This is a genomic window from Methylocystis sp. WRRC1, assembly GCF_020733155.1.
Lineage (GTDB): Bacteria > Pseudomonadota > Alphaproteobacteria > Rhizobiales > Beijerinckiaceae > Methylocystis.
This window is the reverse complement of sequence record NZ_JAJFZJ010000001.1, coordinates 1,284,079-1,309,211: the sequence shown is the minus strand read 5'-3', so window position 1 is coordinate 1,309,211 and position 25,133 is coordinate 1,284,079. Positions and strand designations below refer to the sequence as shown.

The window sequence follows — 25,133 nt, the reverse complement described above, 5'->3', positions numbered from 1 at the left end:
CCCGGCGCGGGCCGCCACCTTTTCCCTCCCCCTCGCGGGGAGGGCGCGGCGGCGCTTCAGCAGCGCCGCCGACGATGGCGGCGGCTCATTCTGCCGCTCTTTGCAGATTCAGCTCCAGCAATTTCGCCAGCGCGTCCTCGGTCGAAATATCCTCCGGCCAGCCATAGGCGGCCGCGACGGCCTTATCGAGTTCGGCGTGGGCATTGACGAGCCATTGCGGGCGCTCGTTATAGAGATTGGTGAGCGTGCGCGTCTTCAGAACCGCCGCCGCCTGCGCGTCTTTCGGCAATATGCGGTCGGGATAGCCGGGAACGACCTCGGGTTCGATCACGACGAGATCGGGCGGGTTGAGCCAGTTGCGGCGCAACTCGTCGAGCTTCTTCGCCGCCTGCGCGATGCGCCGCGCGCGGGGGTCGCCGGCGTATTTCTCTGCGGGGATGTTCGGCGTGAGTCCTTCCGGGAAGGGGAAGGTCTCGAAAGTGGTGGTGATTGTGTAGCGAGGGTCGTTTCCAGCCCCATGCCAAGAACCGGCTGCCAATGACCACTCATGATGAAATCTACTTAGCAAGACTCCAATCGTAGTGTCATCATCGCGAACTATCACCTGAAGCTTATGGTCTGGAATTATTGGTGGACTGAGCCAAGCAAAAACCCGGTGTTTCGATACTTCGGGTGTGGCAATATACCGAGCCACCCCTCCATGACAGGGTGAGAGAGCGCCAATCGCCTTCCACATCGCGGGGCGCGGCTCGACATGGCGCCACCAGCTCTTCGCATAGGACGCGCGGCGATTTTGTTCGCGCTCCGGCTTCACGTGCTGGCGGATATATTGAAAAGGCTTCTCGTAAAGAGCGGCTTCCGCCTCGCTCATCTCCCATCCGAAATCGACGATCCACATGTCGCGCGGACGCCGCGTCAGATCGAGGCCGTTGACCCATGGATGCAACACGTCGCTGTTTGGCCGGCCGTTCGGATTGAGCGGCGCCTGTAGCCACGCACGGGCGATCTCTCCTTCAATGTCGAAAGCGCCGCCCTTGGTGTCGCCCATGAAGGCGACGTCTGCGTTTTCTGCGAGGCGCTTCGCCCGCGTGATGTCGAATGAGCGTCCGCTCAAATCCGCATTGATCCTCGCAACCGCAACGCCATCGAGCCGACAAGCAACCTCATCCTGAGGAGGCTCCGAAGGAGCCGTCTCGAAGGACGAGGTTGCGGCGCTGACCCTCGTGCTTCGAGATGTGCGCTGCGCGCCCTCCTCAGCATGAGGGCCTTGTGGGGCGGCTCGCGCGCTTTCTTGGGGCTCGTGGAAACACACAATGCTCACCCGCACCGCCGCGCCGTCGAGAATCCAGGGCTCGTCGCTCCACGCCTCGAAAATCGCGCCCGCCTGCGCGATGGGCTCCAGCAGGCGCCGGTTGGCGCCGCCGCGAATGGAATTGGTGGAGACGAGCCCGACGCGCTGCGCCTTTCCGCTCACAACCGCGCGCCATGCTTTCGAAAACCAGTAACAGACGAGATCGGCCTCGGCGGGAACGGCGCCGTCATAGACCCTGAAAAGCATATCGACGTAAGCGTCGCCCAGGCCCTTGCGCAGCAGCTTGCCGCCAAGAAACGGCGGATTGCCGACGATGAAATCCGCGTCCGGCCATTCGGCTTCTTTCCCCTCCGGCGCCAGCACCGCGTCGCGGCACTCGATCGAATCGAGCTTGCGCAAGATCGGCGAGGGGCGCGAATAGATCGCGTTCTTGATCCCCCATTGAATGTCGCCGATCCAGATCGTCGTGCGGGCAAGTTCGGCCGCGAAGGGGTTGATCTCGATTCCGTGCAAAATCTCCGGCCCGACGCGCATCATGGCCGGGCGGTCGAGGCCCAAAGTCTCGCATTCATTGACGACGCGATATTCGAGGTCCTTGACCCCCTGCAGCGCGAGATAAAGAAAATTGCCCGAGCCGCAGGCGGGATCGAGAATGCGCAGATTCGCGAGCCGTTCGATGAAGTCGTCGCGCAGCCGCGCGGCCTTGGCGCGCGCCTCGGCGATTTTCTTGCCCTGCTGCGCCTGCCCCTTGCGTCCCGCCAGCCCCGCCTCGCGCGCGGGCGCCATGACCGCTTCGATTTCCGCCCTCAACGCCTCCCATTCGCGCCGCAGCGGGCGCAGAACGACCGGCTCGACGATCAGCATGATCTTGTCGGGGTCGGTGTAATGGGCGCCGATCTGCGCGCGCTTGTCGGGATCGAGAAAGCGTTCGAACAGCGTGCCGAAAATGGTGGGATCGATGAGGCTCCAGTCGAGGCCCGTCGCCGCGAAGAGAAGATGGATTTCCCCATGTTGCAGCGGCAGCGCGCGCCGCCCGTCGAAAAGGCCGCCGTTGAACCACGCAATGTCGGTCAGGTCGAACTCGCCGCCCTTCTCCATCTGCTCGAAGAGCTTGTCGAAATAGTCTTTCGATCTGGCCGGGCGTTTCTCGGCCGTGTTCAAGAGCTTCTTGAGCAGCCCCTCGGGCAAAAGCTTCACGCTGTCGGCGAAAAAGCAGAAGACGAGCTGGTTGACGAAATGCGCCACAGCCTCGCGGTCGGGATGGCGCTGTTGCAGCGCGTCGGAGATCGTCTGGAACTTGCTCGCCGCGTCCGCGGTGATCATCGCGCGGGTGCGCTTGGGCTTCAGCGCCTCCGGGTCGTGGAAGACGGCGCGCAGGAGCCTGAATTTCTCCGGCTCCGCGAGGTCCTCTAACTCGAACTCGTATTTCTTGGTTTCGAGATTGGTCCAGGTCGTGAGGATCTGGAAGCGGATCGTGTCGCAGGCGACGAGCAGCGGCGGATGCTCCAGCGCCGCCGCATAGCGCGCAAGCTGCGCCATCGCCTCGTCCAGATTGCGCCGGCGCTTCTTGTATTCCCAGGCGAAATGGCCCTTCTTCCAGACGTCCGCCCAGCCATCGCCGCCCCCCGTGATGGCGGCGCCTTTCTCGAAGGCGAATTCCTTGCCTTCCGGGTCCGCTTCCGCGGGCGTCGGGTGCGAGAAGAGCCGGCAGAGATCGATGAAATGCTCCTGCGCCGACGCCCGTTCGGTCAGCGCGTGGTTCTTCCATTTCCTGATGAAATCCTGCGGCGTCATGGCCGTTTTGCTACCATGATTCGGCGGACTACCCTTCCAGCGCCGCCATCAGCGCGGCCAGATCGTCCGGCAGCTCGCTCGTAAACATCATCTCCTCGCCGGTGATCGGATGCTCGAATCCGAGCGTCGCGGCATGGAGCGCCTGCCGGCCGAGCTTCTCCACAGCCGCGCGCGCCGCCTCCGGCAGTTTGGCGACCTTGGTCTTGAACCCGGCGCCATAGGTCGAGTCCCCGATCAGCGGATGGCCGATATGGGCCATGTGCACGCGGATCTGATGCGTGCGGCCGGTTTCGAGCTGGCAGCGCACAAGAGAGGCCACGCCGTAATCGGCGACCTTCTCCCAATGGGTGATCGCCTCGCGCCCGCGCGCTTCCGGCACCACCGCCATCTTCTCGCGCTGGATCGAATGACGGCCGAGCGAGGTTTCGATCGTCCCATGCGCGCGGTCGGGAACGCCCCAGACGAAAGCGAGATACTCGCGCGTCAGCGATAGCGTGCGGCCATGGTCGGCGAAGAGGCGCGACAGGCCGTGGTGCGCCGCGTCGGTCTTGGCGACGACGAGCAGCCCCGTCGTATCCTTGTCGATGCGATGCACGATGCCGGGCTTCTTCACGCCGCCGACGCCGGAAAGGCTCTCGCCGCAATGGGCGATCAGCGCATTGACCAGCGTGCCGCTCTCATGTCCGCTCGCCGGATGGACGACGAGACCCGCCGGCTTGTCGATGACAATGAGATGCGCGTCCTCGTAAACGATGTCGAGCGCGATTTCCTCGGCCTGCGGTTCGGCGGGCTCGGGGGGCGGCACGTCGAGCGACACCGCGTCGCCCGCCGCAAGTTTCTTCGCCGGGTCGCGTATTGCGGCGCCGCGAAGGCTGACGCGGCCCGATTCGATCAGCGCCTTGATGCGGCTGCGCGAAAGATGCGCGTCCACGATTTCCGGCCGCTCGGCTAGGAAGCGGTCGAGCCGGGCGCCGGCCGCCTCGGGCGCCACGAGAAAATCGAAGCGCGCGCCGGCTGCGTCAATTTGCTGCACGTCATTGCTGGTCATTCAAGATTTCTTCCGCCTTTGGGAGCGCCATGCTAACTGGGGTAGGAGAACAACGCCGGCGAACAGGCGCTAGAAGAGATGGGCGAACGCCATCCGCCATTGAACCGTTTGACCGCCGCCGCTCCAGTGGAGGCCGCTCTCATTAAGGACGCCGTCGCTCCGTTCTGCGCCGTGATCGGCGCGGGGCCCGCCGGGCTTTTCGCGGCCGAGGCGCTCGCCCGCGCTGGCGCCCGCGTGACCATCTATGAGCACAAGGCGAGCCCCGCGCGCAAATTTCTCATGGCCGGCCGCGGCGGTCTGAACATCACCCACAGCGAAAATCTCGACCGCTTCATCTCACGCTATGGCGCGGGAGCAAAGCGCGTCGCGCCCTTCATCCGCGCATGGCCGCCGCAGGCCCTGCGCGACTTTTGCGCGGAGCTGGGGGAGGCCACTTTCGTGGGCACCAGCGGCCGCGTCTTCCCCGCAAGCTTCAAGGCGTCCCCCCTCCTGCGCGCCTGGCTCTTGCGGCTGCAGAGCCTCGGCGTGACGATCGCGACGCGCCACGCCTTCCGGGGTTTCGCAGGCGAGAGGGTTTTGCGGCTGCAGGGGCCGGACGGCGACGAAATCATCCGCCGCGTCGACGCGGTCGTGCTGGCGCTCGGGGGCGCTTCCTGGCCCAAGCTCGGCTCCGACGGCGTCTGGGCCGGGCGGCTCCGTTCCGTGGGCGTCGCGGTGACGCCGCTGTCGGCCGCCAACAGCGGGGCGCTGGTGGAATGGAGTTCGCTGTTTCGCAGTGATTTCGAGGGCCAGCCGATCAAGACCGTCATGCTGCGCCACGGCGGCGCGGGCGCGCGCGGCGACATGGTCGTCACGCGCACGGGTCTCGAGGGCGGACCGGTCTACGCCCTGTCGTCCCGCCTTCGAGAGGCGGTCGAGCGCGAGGGCAGGGCGACGCTTTTCGTCGATCTGCGGCCCGACACCTCGCCCGCCTGTCTGACCCGCAAGCTCTCGCGCCGGCCGCCGAAACAGTCGCATGCGACCTTTCTGCGCCGCGCCGGCTTCTCGAAGGCAGAGATTGGCCTCCTGCGCGAAGCGCGACCCGAGGGTCTGCCGCGCGACGCGGAGGCGATGGCCGAGCTGATCAAGAACGCGCCGCTGACCGTGACGGGCGTCGCCGGGCTGGAGCGCGCCATTTCTTCGGCCGGCGGCGTCTGCTTCGACGAGGTCGACTCCGATCTGATGCTGAAGAGGCTGCCGGGCGTTTTCGTTGCGGGCGAAATGCTCGACTTCGACGCGCCGACCGGCGGCTATCTGCTGCAGGCGGCTTTCGCCACCGGATTCGCGGCGGGCAGGGGCGCCGCCCGCTATCTGGGGCTGAACCTGGCGGACGATCAGGCTGGCGGGACTCAGGCCGGCTTGTCGCCCACCCATTTGCCGAATTCACGCGCGCCGGCGGCGTCGAACAAATACAGCGTATAAACCTCCGCTTCGCCCATCTCCATGCCGGGCGAGCCCGCGGGCATGCCGGGCGCGGCGATCCCGACGACCTTCGGGCGATCCTTCAGCAATTGCGCGATGGCCTGCGCCGGCACATGGCCTTCGACGATGTAGCCGTCGATTTCCGCCGTGTGGCAGGAGGCCATTTTCTCAGGAACCCCGAGTTTGGCCTTCACCGCCTTCATGTCGGTCTCGATGATTTCCTCGACGACATAGCCGGCCTCGCGCATCCTCGCCGCCCATTTGCCGCAACAGCCGCAGGTCGCGCTCTTGTGAACGACCATTTTTTTCGCGTCGTCAGCGCGCGCGGCGCCGATGCAGAGCGCGCAGGCCGCTGCGCCGAGGAAACGCACGCTCTCGCGACGGGAGAAGTTTTTCGACATGATCCTGTCCATTATCTCTTGGGTGCTGCGGCGCCTGCCCTAGATATAGCGAGCGATCGCAGAAGTTTAAATTGCCCGCCGCCAGAGGACGAAATTTTGGCGCGCGCGATTGGGAGACAGAGCCATCATGCGGAAATTCATATTCGTCGCAGCCGCCGCCATTTCAGTCGTTTGTTTTTCTCCGGCGCTTGCGGCGCCCGCCGAGCCATTTTCGAGCCGGCGGCATTTTTCGTCCGAGGACATGTCCGCCTTCGCCGACGCGCGCATCGCCGCCCTGAAGGCGGGGCTGAAGCTCACCCCCGAGCAGGAAAAGAATTGGCCGGCGCTGGAGACCGCGATGCGCGACATAGCCAAGGCGCGGATCGCCCGAGTGGAGGAAATGCGCGAAACGGGTCCCGGCCTGTTCGACACGGACCCGATCGGCGCGCTGCAGCGGCGCGCGCGAAACCTCGCCGCGCGCTCCGGCGAAATGGAGAAGCTCTCGACCGCCGCCAAGCCGCTCTATGACAGTCTCGACGACGCGCAGAAGCGCCGTTTCGGAGCCCTTCTGAGATCGGCGATTCGGGAACGCATGGGCCGGGGGCATGGTCGCGGCCCGATGGGCGGCGGCATGGGCGGGCCGGGCATGGAGTGAGCGCGGGCCCGATCGCGCTTTTGACCTTTCGGGCGCGATGGGGCTTATGATCGCGGCATGCTTGCGTCGCCTTACTGGTCCGAACTCTCCTTGCGCGACATGCGCGCGCACGACATGGCGAACGTCATCGCCGTGCTCCCGATCGCGGCCGTCGAGCAGCATGGGCCCCATCTGCCCCTCGGCGTCGACGCCATGATCATGGAAGGCTGCATCGAGCGCGTATCGATGCGGCTGCCCGAAGATCTGGAAGCGGTCTTCCTGCCGGTCCAGAGCGTCGGCGTCTCGATCGAGCATCGCGATTTTCCCGGCACCTTGTCGCTGTCGCAGGAGACGGCGGCGCGAATGCTGGGCGAGATCGCCGAAGGCGTCGTTCGCGTGGGCGTGAAAAAGCTCGTGCTGATGAATTCGCATGGCGGCAATTCGGCGCTCATTTCGCAGGTCGCGCTCGACCTGCGCGCTCGCTTCGGCGTCCTCGCCGTCACCTGCTCATGGGCGCGCTTCGGCTATCCGGACGGGCTTTTCCCGGCGCAGGAGCAGCGCCACGGGATTCATGGCGGCGAGATCGAGACGTCGCTGATGCTCGCTTTCCGCCCCGAACTGGTCGACATGGCGCGAGCGAAGAACTTCCCGCCCGCGACGCTCGATTTCGAGCGCGATTTCGCCTGGCTGCGCGCGGACAGACCCGCGGGCTTCGGCTGGATGGCGCAGGATCTGTCTCCCGCCGGCGCCATGGGCGACGCCACGAAAGCCACGGCCGGTAAGGGCGAGGCGGTCGCCGACTATTGGGCGACCGCCTTCATAGAGTTGCTGCGCGACATCGAGAGTTTCGACCTGGAGCGGTTTCGTTGATGACAAAGCGAGAAGATAGTGACGCCTGAACAGCAAACCGACCCCGCGCTCATGGCCATGATGCGCTGCTACATGTCGAGGCCGAGGATCGCCTGGCCCTATCTGGCGCTTCTCTTCGTCGCCATGGCCGTTCTCGTCGGCGGGCTGTTCCTGCCCGCCTGACTTACGCCGCCGGCGCCGTCCAGGGATAGGTCCAGGTCTCCGTGAGCGTGCGGCCGTTCGCGCGCAGGAAAACACGGATGTCCGTCGTTTCTCCCGGCTTGCAGCCGATGTCGATCATGGCGCGCACGCCGCCGATATTCACGTTCGGCGCAATGCCCGTTCGAAGCACGCGTCCGCAGGTCGTCGTGGCGACGACCTCGATCTGGCCAGGGTCCGAAACGTAATAGGAGAGATCGCCGCCGGCGAAATCGACGAGGAAGCGATTCGCGGTCGGATTGTCCGGCTCGGCCGAGCCGAGCGCGCGGGCAGGCGCCTCGAAGGTGTTCACGACATGGCCGTTCGGCGTAAGGCGCGGCATGTCGAGCCCCGCTGTAATCCGATAGCTGAATGTATAGGGCTTGCCCGGCTCCAGCGGATTTGCCGGAGTCCATGCAGCGACGACATTGTCGTTCGTTTCGTCCGTCGTCGGCAGCTCGATCAGCTCCACGCGGCCGGCGCCCCAGTCGCCCGCCGGTTCGACGAAATAGGTGGGACGGTTCTGATAGGCGAGATCGAGATCCTGATAGGATTCGAAGGTCCGGTCGCGCTGCAACAGGCCGAATCCGCGAATGTTGGAGTCGAAGAAGGACGTCGAGCGCACGCGCGTCGGATTGGCGAGCGGCCGCCAGAGCCATTCGCCCGAGGCGTTGTGAACGAGAAGCCCGTCCGAATCATGCAGCTCGTTGCGATAGCCGTCGTGCACGTGACGGTCGTTCTCGCCGGTGAGATACATCGACGTCAGCGGCGCCAGGCCGAACTTCACGCCGGCGCGGCGCGCAAACAGCGTCGCCTGCACGTCCATCGTGCTTTCCTGGCCGACAGTGAGATCGAACTTGTAGGCTCCGGTCGCCGCCTCGCCGTCGAGCAGTGCGTAGATCGTGACGTGATTGCTTCCCGCCGTCGGCGTCTCGACCCAGAATTCGCGGAAGAAGGGGAAGGTCTCCTTCGGGGTGCCCGCCTCGACGCAGAGTCCACGCGCCGACAGGCCATATTGTTGGTCGCGGCCGAGGAAGCGAAAATAGCTCGCGCCGAGAAAGGAGATCGCCTCGTCGTGGGCGTGGGGGTCGTTCACCGGAAAGTTCAGGCGGAAGCCGGCGAAACCCATGTTGACCGGCGGCGCCTTTTCGACCTTCAGCTTGCCGTAGTCGAACAAGGACGGCGAATAGGGGATCGGCGAGGCGATGCCGTCGCGAATCACATTGATGGTGACGCCGCGCCGGTACAGGAAGCCGCGGTGAAAGGTATGGAGACGGAAACCGCCCGCGACATTGGAGAAGATCGCGTGGTCTTCCTTGAAACGCAGGTCGCGCCAGGTGTCGAAATCCAGCGAATCGAAGGGATCGGGCAGTTTCGCGTCGGCGTCCTCGAAGGGCGCTTTCACGAGATCCTGAGCGCGCCGAAGGACGTCGTCGAAGCCAAACTGCGGAGCAGGATTGGCGGGTTGAGCCTGGGATGGCAGCGTCATCTGTAAGCCGGCTGCCGCGGCGGCGCCGATGAAATGGCGCCGGGTAAATTCGGTCATTTTCGTTTCCGGAAGGTGGCGCCCCGCCGCGCGGGGCGCGATGCGCGGAAGTCGCTGCTGTAACGACATCGCTGAAGCTGCGCAAGCACTTGTAAGTTTATGTAACTCCGCCCGGGATCGCGCGACTGCGGAGTAATGCGGCGCATTCCGCCGCCGATCCCGCAGCGCACTTGGGCTTGGCGGCTGTTGCAGTTCTGCGCCCCTCGCGAATTTATTGCGGCGCACGGTCAAAAAGCTCTTGTGTTCGCTGCAAAAGCGCGTATCTACCGACTTGCCCAAATCGCACGTGCCTGTGGTCGTGTGTCGGTCGTCGGGGATCCGGACAAGAGGCCGGTCAACCGTCGGAATAAAACCGGCAGCCGGAGGCGAACCGGCGAACTCCGCCCTCAACGGAGGATCGCGACTTAAAGCAACGACGGACCGGGCTTTTTTGGTCTCTGTCGGCCCTCCAAAGGTCGACGCACCGAAGAGGCTTGTCTTTCTTGCCGGGCGTGCGGAAAGGGAACTTCCCCTTCCAATCGATGGCTGTTCGGATCGAAACGCATGCGCTGACGCGCGTGATTTTCGTCGTCTGACCGGCCTACGGCGCATCACCGGATCGTTTGCGCGCAAGCGTGACGCGGTCCTGGATTGCTGGCGCATCAGCGTTCGTCGCGTCTCCACCACGCGCGAACGAAGGACGTCGTGCATCCGCCGAAGCAACTGGTTCCTGGCGCGCCTCGCATCGCGCCCTTCGAAGGGGATGCCGCAATGACCGACCGTATCCACGAATTCCTCGCCGACCGTCGCCGCGCAGGCCGCGACACGGGCCCCTGCCTCGTCGTCGATCTCGACGTCGTGCGCGAAAACTATCTCGGCTTCGCGAAGGCGTTGCCCGACACGCGCGTCTTTTACGCGGTGAAGGCCAATCCGGCGCCGGAAGTGCTGTCGCTGCTCGCTTCGCTGGGCTCCTGCTTCGACACGGCCTCCGTCGTCGAGATCGAGCAGACGCTGGCCGCCGGCGCGACGCCCGACCGCATCTCCTTCGGCAACACGATCAAGAAGGAGCGCGACATCGCGCGCGCCTATGAACTCGGCATTCGCCTCTTCGCTGTCGACAGCGAAGCGGAAGTCGAGAAGATCGCGCGCGCCGCGCCGGGCTCGAAGGTCTTTTGCCGCATTCTCTGCGACGGAGCCGGCGCCGAATGGCCGCTGTCACGCAAGTTCGGCTGCGTCCCGGAGATGGCGACCGGCGTGCTGGAGCATGCGCATCGTCTCGGCCTCAACGCCTATGGCGTGTCCTTCCATGTCGGCTCGCAGCAGACCAACCCGCGCATGTGGGACGGCGCGCTGAAGTCGGCGGCGGATATTTTCCGCGATCTCGCGGAGCGCGGAATCACGCTGCAGATGGTCAATCTCGGCGGCGGCTTCCCGACGAAATATCTGAAGAACGTGCCGGCGGTGAAGCAGTACGGCAACGCCATCTTCCGCGCGCTCTCGAAGCATTTCGGCAACCGCATTCCGGAGACGATCATCGAGCCGGGCCGCGGCATGGTCGGCAACGCCGGGATCATCGAGGCGGAAGTCGTGCTGATCTCGAAGAAGTCGGAAGCCGAGGGCGAATTGCGCTGGGTCTATCTCGACATCGGCAAGTTCAGCGGCCTTGCGGAGACGATCGACGAGATGATTCGTTATCCCATCCGCACGCCCGCCGATGGCGCGCCCACGTCGCCTTGCGTGATCGCGGGTCCGAGCTGCGATTCGGTCGACGTGCTTTACGAGAAGCATCCCTATGATCTGCCGATCTCGCTTGAAATCGGCGCCAAGGTGCTGATCGAGGGAACGGGCGCCTATACGACCACCTATTCGGCGGTCGGCTTCAACGGCTTCCCGCCGCTGGAGACGTTCATCATCTGAGCGCGCCGCCGCTCTCCGGCAAGCGTGATGGCCGGGCCTGTCCCGGCCGTGCGTCCGCGCGGGCGCGATAGCGATCACCCAAGTAACCAGTCCCGTACGGCGGGCGCGTAACCGCGCCAGGCGCGAGGGTCGCTTGTCCTCTTGAAGGAGGAACAGATGACCTTTGATCTTCACCCTCACATCCTCGCGCCCGTCGCCGCCTCCGCGCCGCTGCCGCGTCCGCCTTCCGCGATTCTCGATGAGACGCAGGCCGATGCGCCCGCGCGCGAGGCGCTGCTCGACGCCGCTTTCGGTCCCGCGCGCTTTCTCAAGACCTGCGAGCGTCTGCGCGAAGGGCGCAGGCCCGCGCCGGGTCTCGCGCTCATGGCAAAGGATGACGAGGGCGAGCTGATCGCGACGATTCGCCTGTGGCCGATCTTTGCGGGCGGTCGCCGCCCCGCGTTGCTGCTGGGCCCGCTTGCTGTCGCCGAGCATGCTCGCTCGCTGGGTTTGGGCGGGGAAATGATTCGCGCCTCGCTCGCCCGCGCCGAGGCGCTCGGCCATCGCGCGGTGCTGCTCGTGGGCGACGAGCCCTATTATCGCCGCTTCGGCTTCGAGCGGCGCTTCACCGAGAAGCTCGCCTTGCCGGGGCCGGTGGAGCGCGCGCGCTTTCTGGGTCTGGAGCTTGCGCCGGGCGCGCTCGAGGGCGCGCGCGGGCGCGTGACGGCGGCGCCGGACCTTGCGCCGGTCGGCCTGCCATTCGCAGCCTGAGGATTCTCAGGCCGCGGTCGCGTCGGCGCGTGGTTCGAGCGCGGTGACGCCTTCGATGAAGGCGCGGTCGCGGCCCGCGCGCTTCGCCGCATAGAGCAGCATGTCGGCCGCCTTGATCGCGTCGTCGAGCGAGCGGCCGGGGCGACGCTCGGCGGCGCCTATGCTCACCGTGAGGCCGATCGCGCGCCCATCGATGACGGCGCCGCTGGCGCGCACCGTCGTCCTGATCGTTTGCGCCATCAGCAGGGCGAGCGCGCTCGTGGCGCGCGGCAGGAAGACGCCGAACTCTTCGCCCCCCAGCCGCCCGACAAATCCCGAATCGCCGACGCTCGCAGTCAGAGAGGACGCCAGAGTCTTGAGCGCCGAGTCTCCGAGGTCGTGGCCGTAGGTGTCGTTGATTTTCTTGAAATGGTCGGCGTCGACCATCATGAACACGCCGCCCTGAGAAAAAGCCCTTTGCGTCTCGCCGAGGAAATGCGCGCGCGTCAAAACGCCGGTGAGCGGATCGAACTGTATGAGCGCCCCGACACGGTCGATCGTCCGGGTGATCAGCAGCAGCATATAGAACACGACGAATGCGAGCGGGACGGTGATGAAGATTGGAATAAAGGCCGCGATGCCGACGCCGAAGTAAAAGACGACATCGGGCATGGGCCAAAGCGCGCCGCCCACGACGCAGACTGCGACCAGGGTCGTGAAAATGGTGCAGACGATCGTATAGCCGACGACCTGTCGGAACGACTCCATCCGCAGCCAGCGTGAAATAATCCGGTCAAACGCTTCGAGCATCCCCCCATCGTGGGGGCGATGCATTAAAGCCGTCTGATGGAAGACGGTTAATGATCGTCTTCCGGTTCAGAAGAGCGCAACTTGCGCGCTGAGATTCGCGCGCCATGTTTGGCTCATGTCCAAGCCTCGACAGAGCCCTGCACGCAGCAAGACGGATTTGCCCGAGAAAATCTGCCTTGCCTGTGGAAGGCCATTCGCCTGGCGCAAGAAATGGCGCGAGTGCTGGGAGGAGGTGAAAACCTGCTCCGAGCGCTGCAAGGGCGATTTGCGTCGCGCGCGCCGCGCTCAGAAAAAGGAGAGCGCGTAGCCCGACAGCGGAAAGGCAATCACGACGGCGAGCGCAACGCCGGCAATGACGTCGGTGGGATAATGATGCGCCGTGGCGATGCGCGACCATGCCATGGAAAGGACGATGATCCCCGCCGAGACCGTCATCGCCGGCCAGGCCAGCACGATTGGCGCAAGCACGCCGGTGATGGTCATGGCGTGGCCGCTCGGGAATGAGTGCTCGTCGAGCGTCTTCAAGAGCGACGGCAGCCGCGCGTCGACATGACAGGGGCGCTTGCGCCGGAAGCGGCGCTTGATGGTCGGATAGAGAATGTGCAGCAGCGCGGCGTTGAGGCCCGCGAGCAGGACCACATGCCAGCCGTTCCAGCCGAGGCCCCAGAATACGAGCGGCAGCAGAATGAGATAGATCCAGCCATTTCCCAGCTTGCTCACGCCGATGGCGAGATATCGGATCGCCCTGGGCTGCGCCATGCGGGAGAAGAGGTAAACGGCAGCGAGATCAGCGTCGGCAAGACGTTGCAGCCAGGCGGCCTGAAGGCCATTTTGCGGAAGGGATGACGCGTCGCGCGTCAGCTTCGTCGCGAGGTCTGTTGTAAACGCCATGATGCAAGGCTAGGCGCGCTGCGCTGCATTTTCACGACGTTGCGACTGCGGTTTGGTGACGGTTCGATAGACGGTGTGTGACGGGTGGATGACGGTTTGGTGACAATAGCGATCCTCAAATATCCACTATAATCCATTCGACTAACCAATCGTTCAAAGGTACCGCAGGCGGTCTCTGAAAGAGGAATCGGCATGAGCGATTTTGGACACTCTGTAGGATTCAGAAACGAAATTTGGGCTGAGATTTCGCGTGGCGCGGCGAAGGGCGGCATCGTGGTCCCCCATCGGAATCAGCGTGGGCGCTTCGCTGGGCTTTACATTGCCAGCAGGTCCAGATTCCAGCGAGACTACATAGGCGTTGGAAGCATTGAAGAACTCAAAGAGTACATCAAAAAAGGTTATTCGATCAGGATGTCGCCGCGCGATTGCGGAGGAGCGCCCAGCCTTGTTGCGCCCGAATCTATCAAGGGGTGGCGTTAGGAGGGCGGGCGCTATGCGTCCGCCAATTCAAATCGCCCGCGTCGCCTCCCGCAGCCACTTCCGCGTCTTCGCATCCACTAGCGGCAAGAGCGTCTTGCGCACATGGGCGTGATAGGCGTTGAGCCAGCCGATCTCCTCCGGCGCCAACAGTTTCGGTTCGACACAATTGAGGTCGAAGGGCGCGAGAGTGATGGTCTCGAAACCATACATCTCGCGCTCGCCGCCCTTGATCTCGCGTCTTTCGACGATGACGAGATTTTCGAGGCGAATTCCATATTCGCCTGCGCGGTAGTAACCGGGTTCGTTCGACAGGATCATGCCGGGAACGAGCGGCGTCGTTCCGAGTTTGGAGATGCGCTGCGGACCTTCGTGCACGGAGAGATAGGCGCCCACGCCATGTCCCGTCCCGTGATCGAAATCGAGTCCCGCCTCCCACAAATAGCGGCGCGCGAAGGCGTCGAGCTGCGCGCCGGAGACGCCTTTCGGAAACACCGCGCGCGCAATCGCGATATGGCCCTTCAGCACGCGCGTGAAATGTTCGCGCAACTGTTTCGACGCGCGGCCCACGCAGACGGTGCGCGTCACATCGGTCGTGCCGTCGAGATATTGCGCGCCGCTGTCAACGAGATAAACGCCCCTGCCGATTTTCAGATTGCTCTTTTCGGTCACGCGATAATGCGGGATCGCGGCGTGCGCGCCGAAGGCGGAAATCGTCGGGAAGGAAATGTCGCGCAGATCGCCGTTCTCGCGGCGGAACGTCTCCAACGCTTCGGCCGCGGAAATCTCCGTCAGCCTGCCCCTGGGCGCGGCCTCCGCGAACCATGCGAGAAAGCGCGTCAGCGCCGCGCCGTCGCGAATATGCGCCTCGCGCGCGCCGGCGAGTTCGGCCTTGTTCTTGATCGCTTTCGGGAGCGACGCCGGGTCGTCGGCGAGGCGCGGCTTTCCGCCCGCCGCGCGCAGCGTCTCGACGAGTTTCGCGGGCGCGGTGACAGTGTCGAACATGACCGTCTCGCCGCGCCTGCCCGCTTCCGTAAGATCGTCGATGAGCGCCGAAGGCTCGTGTAGCGTGAGAAATTTCTCCAGCGCCGCGCGCGTCTTCGCGTCGAGCTTGGCGTCGTCGATATAGAGCCTCGGCGCGCCGTCCTTCGGCAGCAGCGCGAAGGCGAGCGCAATCGGCGTATGCGCGACGTCCGAGCCGCGAATGTTGAAGGCCCAGCAGATCGCGTGCGGATCGGACATCAGCGCCGCGTCGGCGCCCTTGAGGCCGTCGCGCAGCTTCCTGATCTTCGCGGCCGCGCTTTCACCCGCATAGCGCGGCGGATGGATGACGACGGCGCCGACCGGCTCGCCGGGGCGCTCGGACCACAGCGCGTCGATCGGATTGGCGTCGAGCGGAACGAGCGTGACTTCCTTGCCTTCCAGCGCCTTCGCGAAGCGTTCGGTCTGGCCGCTGGTGTGCACCCACGGATCGTAGCCGATTCGGGCGCCGTGATGCGCGTGATCGGCGAGCCAGTTCGCGGGCGAGATCTCGGCGATGTCGAGCGGTCTGAACAGTTTCTCGTCGATTTCCTGACGGACCTGAATCACGTAGCGGCCGTCGACGAAGATCGCGGCCTGTTTCTCCAGCACGACGGCGAAGCCGGCCGAGCCGGTGAAGCCCGTGAGCCACGCGAGGCGCTCGGCGCATTTGGGCACATATTCGTTCTGATGCGCGTCGGCGCGCGGAACGAGGAATCCGTCGAGCCCCTGTCGTTTGAGTTCCTGACGCAGGGAGGCGAGCCGCGCGGCGCTGTCGCTGGAGGAGGAGGCGTCGGCGAAGGTCTGGAATTTTGCTTCGAACATAGCGCAAAGCTAGTCGCGCGAGCGGCCGTCGGCAATGGTCTCGCGCCTTAATCCGCGGCCTTTCTGTCCGTCCCCGCCAGGAGCGAGAGCGTTACGCGCCGCCCCGTCGCAACACCAGCGTCGCCCAGCCGTCGATGTCGCGGCGCTGGGCGAGAGAGAAGCCTTGCGCCCGGTATGCGGAAAGCACGCCCGCGACGTCGCGCGCGAGAAGGCCCGAGAGCACCAGCTCCGCATTCGGCTTCGCCGCGCGGGCGATGGCCGGCGCCATGAGCCGCAGGGGCTTCGCCAGAATATTCGCGAAAATGAGGTCGTATTTGCCCGCGAGCGCCGCATGGCGCAGGCCGACGGCGGTAACGGGCCGCACGAAGGCGCGGGCGGCGTTGGCGACGGCGTTGGCGCGGGCGGTATCTACCGCCACGGGGTCGATGTCGCCGCAGGCGACCTTCTGGCGCAGCAGCCTGGCGGCGGCGATGGCGAGCACGCCCGTGCCCGTGCCGACGTCGAGAATGCGGCGCGGGCGGCGCCGCTTCGTGATGCGGTCCAGCGCGCGCAGGCAGCCCAGCGTCGTGCCGTGATGGCCGGTGCCGAAGGCGAGCGCGGCCTCGATCTCGACGCCGATGTCGTTCGGCTTCAACCGGTCGCGGTCGTGCGAGCCATGCACCAGAACGCGGCCGGCGCGCACGGGCTCCAGGCCCGAGAGCGATTTCTGCACCCAGTCTTCCTTGGCGATCTGGGAAAATTCGGCGCGCGCGGCGGTTTCCGCGTCGCTCACGGCCTCGATCAGCCCGCGGATTTCATCCTCGTCGGGTTCGTCCGCGAAATAGACCTCGACCGCCCAGACTGGCCCGTCGTCCACCTCGAAGGCGGCGGCGGCGGTTTCGGTCGGGTCGAATGTCTCGACGATGATGTCGGCGACGGCGCGCGCGCGCCGCTCGTCGCAGGAGAGGCGCAGCACATGGCTGGCGCCGTTGGGGGGCAGGCCTTCTAGCATGGGACCGCGCTTATCACGGCGGACGCCGCCCCGTCACCTTTCCCGCGCCGCGCCCGCCCTGTATGGTCGGCGGCGGTTTTCCGGGAAGGGGATATGACGGAGAGAGTCGCGATTTGTCTCGTCGGGCCGAAGAAGGGCGGCAAGACCTCCCTGCTGGCGTCGTTGACGGATTGCGTCGCGCAAAGCGCCTTCGGCTACTCGCCGCGCCTGCGGCCAACGCTGCAGCCGATCACGCAGGCCGAGTTCCGCGCCGAGACGGTCGAGTCGCGCAAGGCGGATTTTCTCACGATCGAGCAGGGCGACTACGAAAGGCTCAAGCGCGATTTCGCCGATGGCGGCGTCGCCACAGACACGCTCGACACCTATGAATATTATTTCCGGCTCTCGGTGAATGGCGAGGCGCCGCCGGCGGTCGTGACGCGCGGCCCCTGGCTCCTCGAAATCGTCGATTCGGCCGGCGAGATCGCCGTGCCGCCGGATGGCGCCGAGGTCGCGATCCTCAATGACGTGAAGGCCAAGCTGGCCGGGCAGATGCTCATGTCGGAGGCCATCGTGATGGTGCTGCCGATGGTGCGGCTGGAGGATTCCGCCTGGACCGGCACGCTGGCGCGGCTCATTGACCGGCTGGCGCTTGCGCAGGACAGGAAGCTCAGGCGGCTCGTCGTCGTCTTTTCGCAATATGAGCGGCTCTTCACGCGGCTCGGCCCAAGCGCCTTCACCTACGCCTGCGATCCCGACGTGGCGCTGCATGTGCTGCGCAAGACGCTGCGCGCCGCGCAGTGGATGGACCGGCTTCGCGCGCTGGAGGCGCCGCGGGGCAATGTCTCGGTGCGTTTCACCATCTGCTCCGCCTATGGCTTCACCAAGCGCTTCCAGAACCCCAACATCGACCCGCATCAGCTGGGCGAGCGGCGCTTTCGCCGCGCGGGGCTCGAGGGCGCGCGCGCCTATGCGGAATATTGGCGCCCTTTTCTCACCGCCGAACCAATTCTTTATGCGGCGCTCGGCCTCGACAGCGCCTTTACCTTTTCCTACGAGCAGCTCGACGCGCTCGCCGAAGAAAATTCGTTAACGTCAATTCTTGCTTAAGCAGCCGCGCGTAACCTCGCAGGCGTGTGAGTAAGCTTAAGCGAGGGTTCCGCCGATGCGCACGGGCTCGACGGTCGGCGACGCCGAAACGGCTGTGATTTCCTTTTACCGCCTGCATTACGGCAAGCTCGCCGAAGGACGCGCGCTGAGCGTTCCCGCGACGGCGGGCTATGGCGTCACGCGGCGTTCGCGCGAACTCGATCCCGCATATGATCGGCGGCTTTCGCCGTCGCTTCTGATGGGCCTGCGTCGTTTCGAGCCCGACTTCGTCGACGAGGCGGCGCGGCGCGCGGGCTGTTTCCTGGCGCGCGCGGGCGCCGGCGGGAGCGCGGTGATGATGCGCGCGCGCTTTCGTCCCGAGGACGGCGAGGACGGCCACGGGCGGCTGCATCAGCAGTCCGCGATCTGGGTCGCGGCCTTCGACGACTGGCGGCAAAATCCGGCGGCTTGCCTCGCGGTCGCGGCGGGAGAGCTGAAGGCGACGCCAGACCTGGTGAGCGAAGACGAATCCGCGCGCTTCGGCGAAGGACCGCTGCGCTGGCGTGTCGCGCGGCCCGATCCCGCCGCCGTGCGTCGTGTGCTGGAGCGCGCGCGCTGGGGCGCCGCCATGCTGGAGGTTTTCGCCAGAGGCGTCGAGACGGGCGGCGATCTCACACTGGATTTCGACGCGGCGGATTTTGCCGGCGAAAGCGATTTCCTCGCCGCCGTCGGCTTCGCGTTGCAGTTTCTGCCGGGCGATTATCCGCGCTGGCGCGAGATCAGCATTGTTTCGGGCCTGCGTCACGCGCCGACGGGATTGTGTCTGCGCTACCTTCCCTCGGGCCGTCAGGCGACGCCTGTCGCGGCGTAGAGCGCGCTCACGACCTGCATGGCTTTTTCGCCGAACGCGCGCCATGACGTGAATCCGGAGCGAAGCCGGATTCGCTGAATTTCCCTCAGGACGTCGGCCCCACGCCCGGCGCCGACGCCGTATTGTCCGGCGTGAGATAGCGCTCGAGCGCCGTCGGGCGTCGCCGGCGCGCGCCGGCCATGGCGGGGTCGGCGTAATAGGACCGCGGCCCGCCGCCGGGCCCGCCTTCCGCCGCGAAGCGCAGGGCCCGGGCGGCGCGCGGCTTCATCGCCGCATAGAGCCGCGAATCGATCTGCGAGACGGTGACGTTGTCGACGATGTAATTGCCCTTGCGATCGACATGGGCGATCTCGTCGCGCACCAGACGGTTGAGAATCGCAACGAGATTTTCGCGCACGCTGGGCGCCATGGCGGAAAGCGCGGGCGATTTCGGGTCGATCTCGCTCATGTCGCCCGGCGCCGGCTTCGCCACGCGCAGCATGGCCTTCATCGCGCGCATTTCGACGGGCTCTTCCTCGTCGTCGGTGAGATCGAAGGGCGCGGAGAACTGCCGTCGCTCGCGCGCCTCGTAACTGCGTTTGAAGATCTCCGACAGGAATTTCATGATGAAGAGGAATGCGTCCTGCGCCATGGCGACGCCGATCGCCATCGTCGAATCCGGCGTGAAGCTCCAGAAGGCCTCGCGCGCGAGTTCGAACTTGTTGCGCTCCGTGGAGTGGGCGCGCAGAAAGGCGTCGCTCTTCTTCAAAAGCTCGCGCACATCGTCTTCGGATAGTCCCGCGGCCTTGCCGGAGACGACGCAGGCGTCGATCAGGCCTTTCGCCGCGTTGAAGCCATTGGCTGCGGCGGCCTTGTCCGATGCGGGAGCGGCGCGGATCTTCGCGACGATCGCCGAAAGCTCGTCGCGCAGGCCCGTCTCCAGTCCACATTTGGCGTCGAAGGCGGCGCGGGCGGCGATGACCTCGTCGCGGGCGGAAAGCAGATCGCGCGCTTCCCCCTGCGGCTCGCAGGCAAAGTCGCGCGGAACGATGGAGGGCGTTGCATTCGACTGGCGCGCGGCGGTCAGGATCGGTTCGCAGAGCGGCTTCGCCTCGCGCGCTTTCGCCCATGTCGGATCGACGCGCAGCTGGTCGCGCAGCGCGGTGAGATCGCGCAGGGTCGCGTCGAGATCGAGCGCGGCTTCGCCCTTCGGCGCGGGGCGGCCGGCGGCTGCGGCGAAAGTTTCGGCCTTCTGTTTCAGCGCGATCGACTGCGCGGCGAGCGCGTCGCGTTTCTTCAAGGCGGCCGCGCGTTCGGTCGTCGGCCCGGCGAGCGTCTGGCGAATGGTCGCCGCGCGCCGCATCGCTTCTTCGGCCTTCGCGCGATGCGACCTGCAATTGGGTCCGCAGGTCGCGCCCCTGTTGTCGAGGCCGTGCTCGGCGTCGATGGCGAGCTGCTCCTCCCGCCGCGCCGTCGCCGAGAGCGCGTTGATCTCCTCCTGCTTGGATTTGATGATGGCGTCGAGATCGGCGACGCTATGCTCGAGCGTCGCGATCTCGGCGCGGGCGTCTTCGAGCTGGCGGGTCGCGGCGCGGGCGCTTTCGATCTCGGCGGCGGCCTGTCTCGCGGCCTGCGCCAGAACCGCCTGCTGCGCCTCCTGGCTCTTGCGGATGGCCTCGCGCAGCGCCGGACCGGCGGTCCGCGCGGCGTCGATCAGCCCGTCGAGCGAATCGAGATAGGCCTTGAACGATGCGTTCGCGACGATCTTCGCGGAGGCCGCGTCATAGGCGGCGCCGATCTGCTTGGTCGCCGGGAGCACGACTTCCGCCGCAAGCTCCATCGGCTGCAGCTCGGCGACGATCTTGCGGGAGGAGAGCTTGAAGATGTTGTTGTAATAATAGGTGAAGGAGAAGAAGGCCGAGATCGAGAAGACGAAAGCGAAGACGACCGCCGTCACGATCGTCTTGATGATCACGCGTTCTCGCGCCATGCGGCGGCGGGCGATCAGCGCGGCGAGATCGGCGCCGAGCGACCAGGAGGTCGCGGCCAGCATGACCAGCACGGCGGTGGTCGCGACGAAGGTGCCGCCGAGACCGACGAGGTCGCCGGGCTCCTTCTGCATGATGTCGATCATGCCCGACGAGGTCGTGTAGAACACCCAAGCCAGCACCGGCAGGGCCACGGCCATTCCGACGCGCCCCAGATCCAGTTCGCCGGCCCAAAGCCGCCTCAGCGGCGCGAAAAGCGCCCGCAGCCATCCGAATCGGCGCGGCGGCTGCGCCTCCGGCCGCGCGGAAGGGGAGGCTGGGGCGTTCAATGCGCGGCTCCGCGGAGGGCGCAGGGGCGCGGGATGGAAACAGGCTGCGTCATTGCAAAGTCACCTCGAACCGCCCCCGATCTTTCTGGGACAGAAATGAGACCGATTTGCGCTCGCGCGCAAGCGGGGCGGGCGCCGTTCCGAGACGACTTTGGTTGAGCGCTTACAGGGTCGCTTTCATGGAACCGTGTAATGGACGGTTCGCGTCGCGACATTCCCCGCGAGATCGGCGGCGTTGACGGTGAAGCCGTGAACGCCGCTCGCCGAAGTGTCGATCGGCGCGCCGTTCGGCACGGTTCCCACACAGCTCCTGATCCCCGGACCGCCCGGGTCTGCACAGGAATAGCTGGCGGCTACCCTGCTGCCCCTCGCATAGTTGGCGCCGTCTGCCGGCGTCGTAATGGTGATCGTCGGCGCCGAATTGGGCGAGACGGCGGCCTTGATGTAGGTGCTCAGCTCGGGGTTCGGATAAGGACCGAGCCAGGCCGCGAGCGCTGTTCCCACGGGATTGACTCCGACCACGGGGTTCAATTCCTCCGCCGCGGGCGGCGACAAATTCTGTACTGTCGCCCACGAGCCGTTGACGAGGCGCATCCTGGCGAAAACGCCGCCGCAGTTACAAGATGCTCTGCGCATGTGCCATACGACGACGGTATAGGCCGATGGATTCATGGCGAGACGCAGGCCAAGGAAATCGGGCGACGCGGTGGGGTCGCCGACCGGCGAGAGATTCTGGATCGGGCCCAGCGCGCCTGAGAGTCCGCGCGCCCGCGCCTGGACCTGCGCGGTGGCGGGGAATACATTCGTGTCATGGCGGCCCCAGACGACGAGCGCGCCGCCGTTGCGGTCGACGCCGACACGCGGAGACCGGATATGCATGCCGGCGCCGGGCGCGGCCGATAGTCTTTGGACGGTCGCGAAGCCGCCCCCGAAGGGTCGGAACCGGCCAAGCACGGTCGAGGCGTTGGTGGGGAGTGGCCCGCCGTAACTGCCGGCGAAATGTCGCCACGCCACGAGCGCGTCGCCCCTTGCGTTGATTGCGGCCTCCGGGGCCTCGTTCCAGTCGCCGCAACTATTCGGCGGGCAGTCCGTCGCCGGCGTAAGTTGCTGGATTGGTCCCCATGATCCGTTTGTCGCCCGCAGTCGCGCCTGTATCTCCTTGTCGTAGGAATTGTATCCAATCTCCCAAACTGCCAGTCCGGCGCCGTTGGGGGCAACCGTGACATGCGGGTTTCCGGCGTTCGGAGGCCCCCGAGATTCGACAGATGGGCGATGGGGCCCAGCGCGCCGTCGAGCGCGATGGTGCGGGTCATGATCCTGATCTGGACTGGATCGGGAATGCGCCCCTGCCATACGACGACGGCCGGACCCGAGTCGCCGACCGCCACGTCCGGATTGGCGCGCTCCGGCATTACGCCCGGAGCGTAAAGCAATTTGAACGCGCCTGCCGCGCCGTTTGCGGGCCAGACGCGCGCATAGACGCGCCAATTACCCGAAACGTTGGCGGACCAGACCACGAACACGTCTCCGGCCCTGTTGATCGCGACCCGGGGCTGACTGGTGTCGGGCAGGGCGGGAGACAGGGTCGTGACGGGTCCGTAAACGCCCGCCGCGCTTCGTCGCCGAGCTTGAATGACGGGATAGGTTCCCCCATGTCGCCGCCAGACGATAACCGCCGCGCCTTGGGCGTTTATCGCGACCTGTTGTTGAGTGGCGCCGGGAGCTGAAACAGTGGTCGGGGGCTGAAACCCGGCCGCGGATGCGGGGGCCGCCGAAATTAATGTCAATGAGAGCGCAAGCGCGGCGGAAAAATGAATGATAATGCGCGGCATGACTTTTCGTCCTTAAGGAAAAGCTTTGCGCGGATCGGGCGATGTCGGTTGAATTTGTAAACGTTATCAGTAGGTAAAGGTTCCCCGACCACTGCTCGGGATTGTCGTGCGACGCCAAAAACGATCGTTGGGCATTCCGGCGGCGGGCCTCGAGCGACTTCAGGAGCCCAGGCGGTCGTTCCATTCGCCGTTAGCGAGAATTATGGCGACGAGTTCGTCGTTTCCCCATTCGCCGCCTGCGCTCCGCCCGGGTTTCCCTTGCGGGGCAATCATGATAGAGGCGCAGGGTCGGCGCGACGCTCGCGGCGTGATCCGCGCGGACGCCTTTTGTCTCGCGGCCCCTTGAAGGTTCGCGCAACACAACAGGAATTTGCCGTGTCCATACCCTTCCGTTACGTCGCGAAGATCGGCGCCTATATCGTCAAGCAGCATCTCATGGGCGTGAAGCGCTACCCGCTCGTTCTCATGATGGAGCCGCTGTTTCGCTGCAATCTCGCCTGCTCCGGCTGCGGCAAGATCGATTACCCCGACCATATTCTGAACAAGCGGCTCTCGGTCGAGGACGCGCTGGCGTCCGTGGACGAGTGCGGCGCGCCGGTCGTCGTGATCGCAGGCGGCGAGCCGCTGCTGCACAAGGACCTGCCGCAGATCGTCGAGGGCGTCATCGCGCGCGGTAAATTCGCGATCGTCTGCACCAATGCGCTTCTGCTTGCCAAGAAGATCGACCAGTTCAAGCCGAGCCCTTACTTCACCTGGTCGATCCATCTCGACGGCGACAAGGAGATGCACGACCACGCCGTGAGCCAGGAAGGCGTCTACGAACGCGCGGTCGAGGCGATCAAGCTCGCCAAGTCCAAGGGCTTCCGCGTCACGACGAACAGCACCTTCTTCTCCGACGCCGATCCGGCGCGAGTCGCCAAATTCCTCGACGACACGACGGCGCTCGGCGTGGACGGCATGACGGTGTCGCCGGGCTACGCCTATGAGCGCGCGCCGGACCAGACACACTTCCTCAACCGCCAGAAAACCAAGGAGCTGTTCCGCGCCATTCTCGCGCGCGGCCGCGGCGGCAGGAACTGGGCCTTCGAACAGTCCGGCCTGTTCATGAATTTCCTCGCCGGCAACGAGTCATACGCCTGCACGCCCTGGGGCAATCCGCTGCGCACGGTCTTCGGCTGGCAGCGCCCCTGCTATCTCCTCGGCGAAGGCTATGTGCCGACGTTCAAGCAGCTCATGGAAGAAACCAACTGGGATTCCTATGGCGTCGGCAATTACGAGAAATGCGCCGACTGCATGGTCCATTGCGGCTTCGAGGCCAGCGCCGTGAAGGACACGGTGCAGCGCCCCTGGAAGGCGGCGATGGTGGCGCTCTTCGGGGTGCGCACGACCGGCCCGATGGCGCCCGACATCCCGCTCGATAATCAGCGCCCCGCCGAATATGTCTTCGACGAGAATGTCGCGAAGCTCTCAGAGATCCGCGAGCACGAGGCGAAGCAGCGGGCCGAGGAGCGGCCCACAGCGGCCTAGGGAGCCGAAGGCCGCGCGGGAATCGAGGCCCGCGAGGATCAGTCCCCCGATCTGGCCGGGCGCGCGGAACAGTTCGCGCGCCACGGTCGCATTATCGATATCGCCGGAGGGCGTTAGAGCCTTGGCGGCAAGCGGCGGCAGGGCCCGCGCGGCGGGATCGCTGATCGCGCGCATGACGCCGAGGGGAATTTTGCGCGCCTGCGCGAACTCCAGCGCGACATGCGACTCCATATCCACGGCGACGGCGCGATTCGCCTCCCGGAGAACGGTCTTTGCGCCGGTGTCCATGGCCGGCTGATCGACGCCGACGACAGCGCCGGGGATCGGCTTGCAGCCGCCGGCGACGACGGCCTCCGTCAGCACGTCGGAAAGGCGCAGATGCGTCGGATGCCGCCGCTCGCCCGCGACGACCGTATCGGCGATCACCACATCGCCGGGGCGCAGCGAATAATCGAGCCCGCCGGCGAGGCCGAAGCTGACCACGGCGGAAAACTCCATCCCGCCCAGCTCGTCGAGCGCCTTGCGCAGCCGCGCGACATTGGCGCCGCTGCATAGCGGCACGACGCCGTCGCCCGCAACGCAGGCGGCCTCCCGCTTCATGCCCGTGACAACGAGAATCGGCGCGGCGGCGCTCGCCCGCGCCGCCTCTCTCCTGCGGTTGAATACGCGCATATTCGC

General features: G+C 65.7%; 21 protein-coding genes. 10 read left to right on the top strand and 11 right to left on the bottom strand.

The window, feature by feature from the left end:
* Window positions 1–85: 85 nt before the first annotated feature.
* Window positions 86–3,106, bottom strand: a complete 3,021-nt coding sequence (locus LG047_RS06420; RefSeq protein WP_227965990.1) for a class I SAM-dependent DNA methyltransferase — start codon at window positions 3,104–3,106, stop codon at window positions 86–88.
* 28 nt (window positions 3,107–3,134) lie between these two features.
* Complete coding sequence (locus tag LG047_RS06415) at window positions 3,135–4,154, bottom strand: RluA family pseudouridine synthase (protein ID WP_051134377.1); 1,020 nt, start codon at window positions 4,152–4,154, stop codon at window positions 3,135–3,137.
* 78 nt (window positions 4,155–4,232) lie between these two features.
* Here LG047_RS06415 and LG047_RS06410 point away from each other — a divergent pair, with 78 nt between their 5' ends.
* Window positions 4,233–5,615, top strand: coding sequence for a TIGR03862 family flavoprotein (locus tag LG047_RS06410; protein WP_036285845.1), 1,383 nt, complete (start codon window positions 4,233–4,235; stop codon window positions 5,613–5,615).
* Here the strand turns inward: LG047_RS06410 and LG047_RS06405 are convergent.
* A complete protein-coding gene (locus LG047_RS06405) occupies window positions 5,543–6,016 on the bottom strand; it encodes a DUF411 domain-containing protein (RefSeq protein ID WP_051134564.1) in 474 nt (157 codons plus the stop codon). The genes LG047_RS06410 and LG047_RS06405 overlap by 73 nt on opposite strands.
* Before the next feature lie 127 nt (window positions 6,017–6,143).
* Here LG047_RS06405 and LG047_RS06400 point away from each other — a divergent pair, with 127 nt between their 5' ends.
* The 3 genes from LG047_RS06400 to LG047_RS06390 are packed head-to-tail and all read left to right on the top strand — an operon-like array spanning window position 6,144 to window position 7,661.
* Window positions 6,144–6,650 (top strand): Spy/CpxP family protein refolding chaperone, encoded by a 507-nt coding sequence (locus LG047_RS06400; RefSeq protein WP_084679252.1) that lies wholly within the window; start codon window positions 6,144–6,146, stop codon window positions 6,648–6,650.
* 57 nt (window positions 6,651–6,707) lie between these two features.
* Complete coding sequence (locus LG047_RS06395; RefSeq protein ID WP_227965989.1) at window positions 6,708–7,499, top strand: creatininase family protein; 792 nt, start codon at window positions 6,708–6,710, stop codon at window positions 7,497–7,499.
* A gap of 18 nt (window positions 7,500–7,517) precedes the next feature.
* Entirely contained in the window at window positions 7,518–7,661 is a 144-nt protein-coding gene (locus LG047_RS06390) for a hypothetical protein (protein ID WP_158497348.1), read from the top strand.
* A 1-nt stretch (window position 7,662) separates the two neighbouring features.
* On the opposite strand, the gene LG047_RS06385 is transcribed toward LG047_RS06390, so the two are convergent.
* Window positions 7,663–9,222, bottom strand: a complete 1,560-nt coding sequence (locus LG047_RS06385) for a glucan biosynthesis protein (protein ID WP_036289021.1) — start codon at window positions 9,220–9,222, stop codon at window positions 7,663–7,665.
* 750 nt (window positions 9,223–9,972) lie between these two features.
* Here LG047_RS06385 and LG047_RS06380 point away from each other — a divergent pair.
* Window positions 9,973–11,118, top strand: coding sequence for a type III PLP-dependent enzyme (locus LG047_RS06380; RefSeq protein ID WP_036289024.1), 1,146 nt, complete (start codon window positions 9,973–9,975; stop codon window positions 11,116–11,118).
* 156 nt (window positions 11,119–11,274) lie between these two features.
* Complete coding sequence (locus LG047_RS06375) at window positions 11,275–11,868, top strand: GNAT family N-acetyltransferase (RefSeq protein ID WP_227965988.1); 594 nt, start codon at window positions 11,275–11,277, stop codon at window positions 11,866–11,868.
* 6 nt (window positions 11,869–11,874) lie between these two features.
* On the opposite strand, the gene LG047_RS06370 is transcribed toward LG047_RS06375, so the two are convergent.
* Window positions 11,875–12,657: a GGDEF domain-containing protein gene (locus tag LG047_RS06370; RefSeq protein ID WP_051134379.1), complete on the bottom strand. Its 783-nt coding sequence runs from the start codon at window positions 12,655–12,657 to the stop codon at window positions 11,875–11,877.
* A 115-nt stretch (window positions 12,658–12,772) separates the two neighbouring features.
* Here LG047_RS06370 and LG047_RS06365 point away from each other — a divergent pair, with 115 nt between their 5' ends.
* Complete coding sequence (locus LG047_RS06365) at window positions 12,773–12,964, top strand: DUF2256 domain-containing protein (RefSeq protein ID WP_084679254.1); 192 nt, start codon at window positions 12,773–12,775, stop codon at window positions 12,962–12,964.
* Here LG047_RS06365 and LG047_RS06360 read toward each other — a convergent pair.
* The 3 genes from LG047_RS06360 to LG047_RS06350 all read right to left on the bottom strand — a co-directional run bounded on the left by LG047_RS06360 (window position 12,943) and on the right by LG047_RS06350 (window position 16,861).
* Complete coding sequence (locus LG047_RS06360; RefSeq protein ID WP_227965987.1) at window positions 12,943–13,548, bottom strand: phosphatase PAP2 family protein; 606 nt, start codon at window positions 13,546–13,548, stop codon at window positions 12,943–12,945. The genes LG047_RS06365 and LG047_RS06360 overlap by 22 nt on opposite strands.
* 507 nt (window positions 13,549–14,055) lie before the next feature.
* A complete protein-coding gene (locus tag LG047_RS06355) occupies window positions 14,056–15,870 on the bottom strand; it encodes an aminopeptidase P family protein (protein WP_227965986.1) in 1,815 nt (604 codons plus the stop codon).
* A gap of 91 nt (window positions 15,871–15,961) precedes the next feature.
* Window positions 15,962–16,861 carry a 50S ribosomal protein L11 methyltransferase gene (locus tag LG047_RS06350; protein ID WP_227965985.1) on the bottom strand — a complete coding sequence of 300 codons (900 nt, stop codon included), beginning with the start codon at window positions 16,859–16,861 and terminating at the stop codon, window positions 15,962–15,964.
* A 93-nt stretch (window positions 16,862–16,954) separates the two neighbouring features.
* On the opposite strand from LG047_RS06350, the gene LG047_RS06345 reads away from it, so the two are divergent.
* The gene (locus tag LG047_RS06345) at window positions 16,955–17,950 is read left to right on the top strand and encodes a hypothetical protein (RefSeq protein WP_227965984.1); all 996 of its coding nucleotides are present in this window, start codon (window positions 16,955–16,957) and stop codon (window positions 17,948–17,950) included.
* Between the two features lie 55 nt (window positions 17,951–18,005).
* Window positions 18,006–18,800, top strand: coding sequence for a hypothetical protein (locus LG047_RS06340; protein ID WP_227965983.1), 795 nt, complete (start codon window positions 18,006–18,008; stop codon window positions 18,798–18,800).
* A gap of 85 nt (window positions 18,801–18,885) precedes the next feature.
* Here the strand turns inward: LG047_RS06340 and LG047_RS06335 are convergent, their stop codons facing one another.
* Together LG047_RS06335 and LG047_RS06330 are read right to left on the bottom strand one after the other, a co-directional pair.
* A complete protein-coding gene (locus tag LG047_RS06335; protein ID WP_227965982.1) occupies window positions 18,886–21,096 on the bottom strand; it encodes a hypothetical protein in 2,211 nt (736 codons plus the stop codon).
* A 177-nt stretch (window positions 21,097–21,273) separates the two neighbouring features.
* A complete protein-coding gene (locus LG047_RS06330) occupies window positions 21,274–22,110 on the bottom strand; it encodes a hypothetical protein (RefSeq protein WP_227965981.1) in 837 nt (278 codons plus the stop codon).
* Window positions 22,111–23,303: 1,193 nt separating this feature from the next.
* Between LG047_RS06330 and hpnH the strand changes: the two genes are divergently transcribed.
* Window positions 23,304–24,455, top strand: coding sequence for an adenosyl-hopene transferase HpnH (gene hpnH / locus LG047_RS06325; RefSeq protein ID WP_227965980.1), 1,152 nt, complete (start codon window positions 23,304–23,306; stop codon window positions 24,453–24,455).
* Here hpnH and LG047_RS06320 read toward each other — a convergent pair.
* Window positions 24,396–25,127: a phosphorylase gene (locus LG047_RS06320; protein ID WP_227965979.1), complete on the bottom strand. Its 732-nt coding sequence runs from the start codon at window positions 25,125–25,127 to the stop codon at window positions 24,396–24,398. The two genes, hpnH and LG047_RS06320, sit on opposite strands and share 60 nt — an antisense overlap.
* Between the last annotated feature and the right edge of the window lie 6 nt (window positions 25,128–25,133).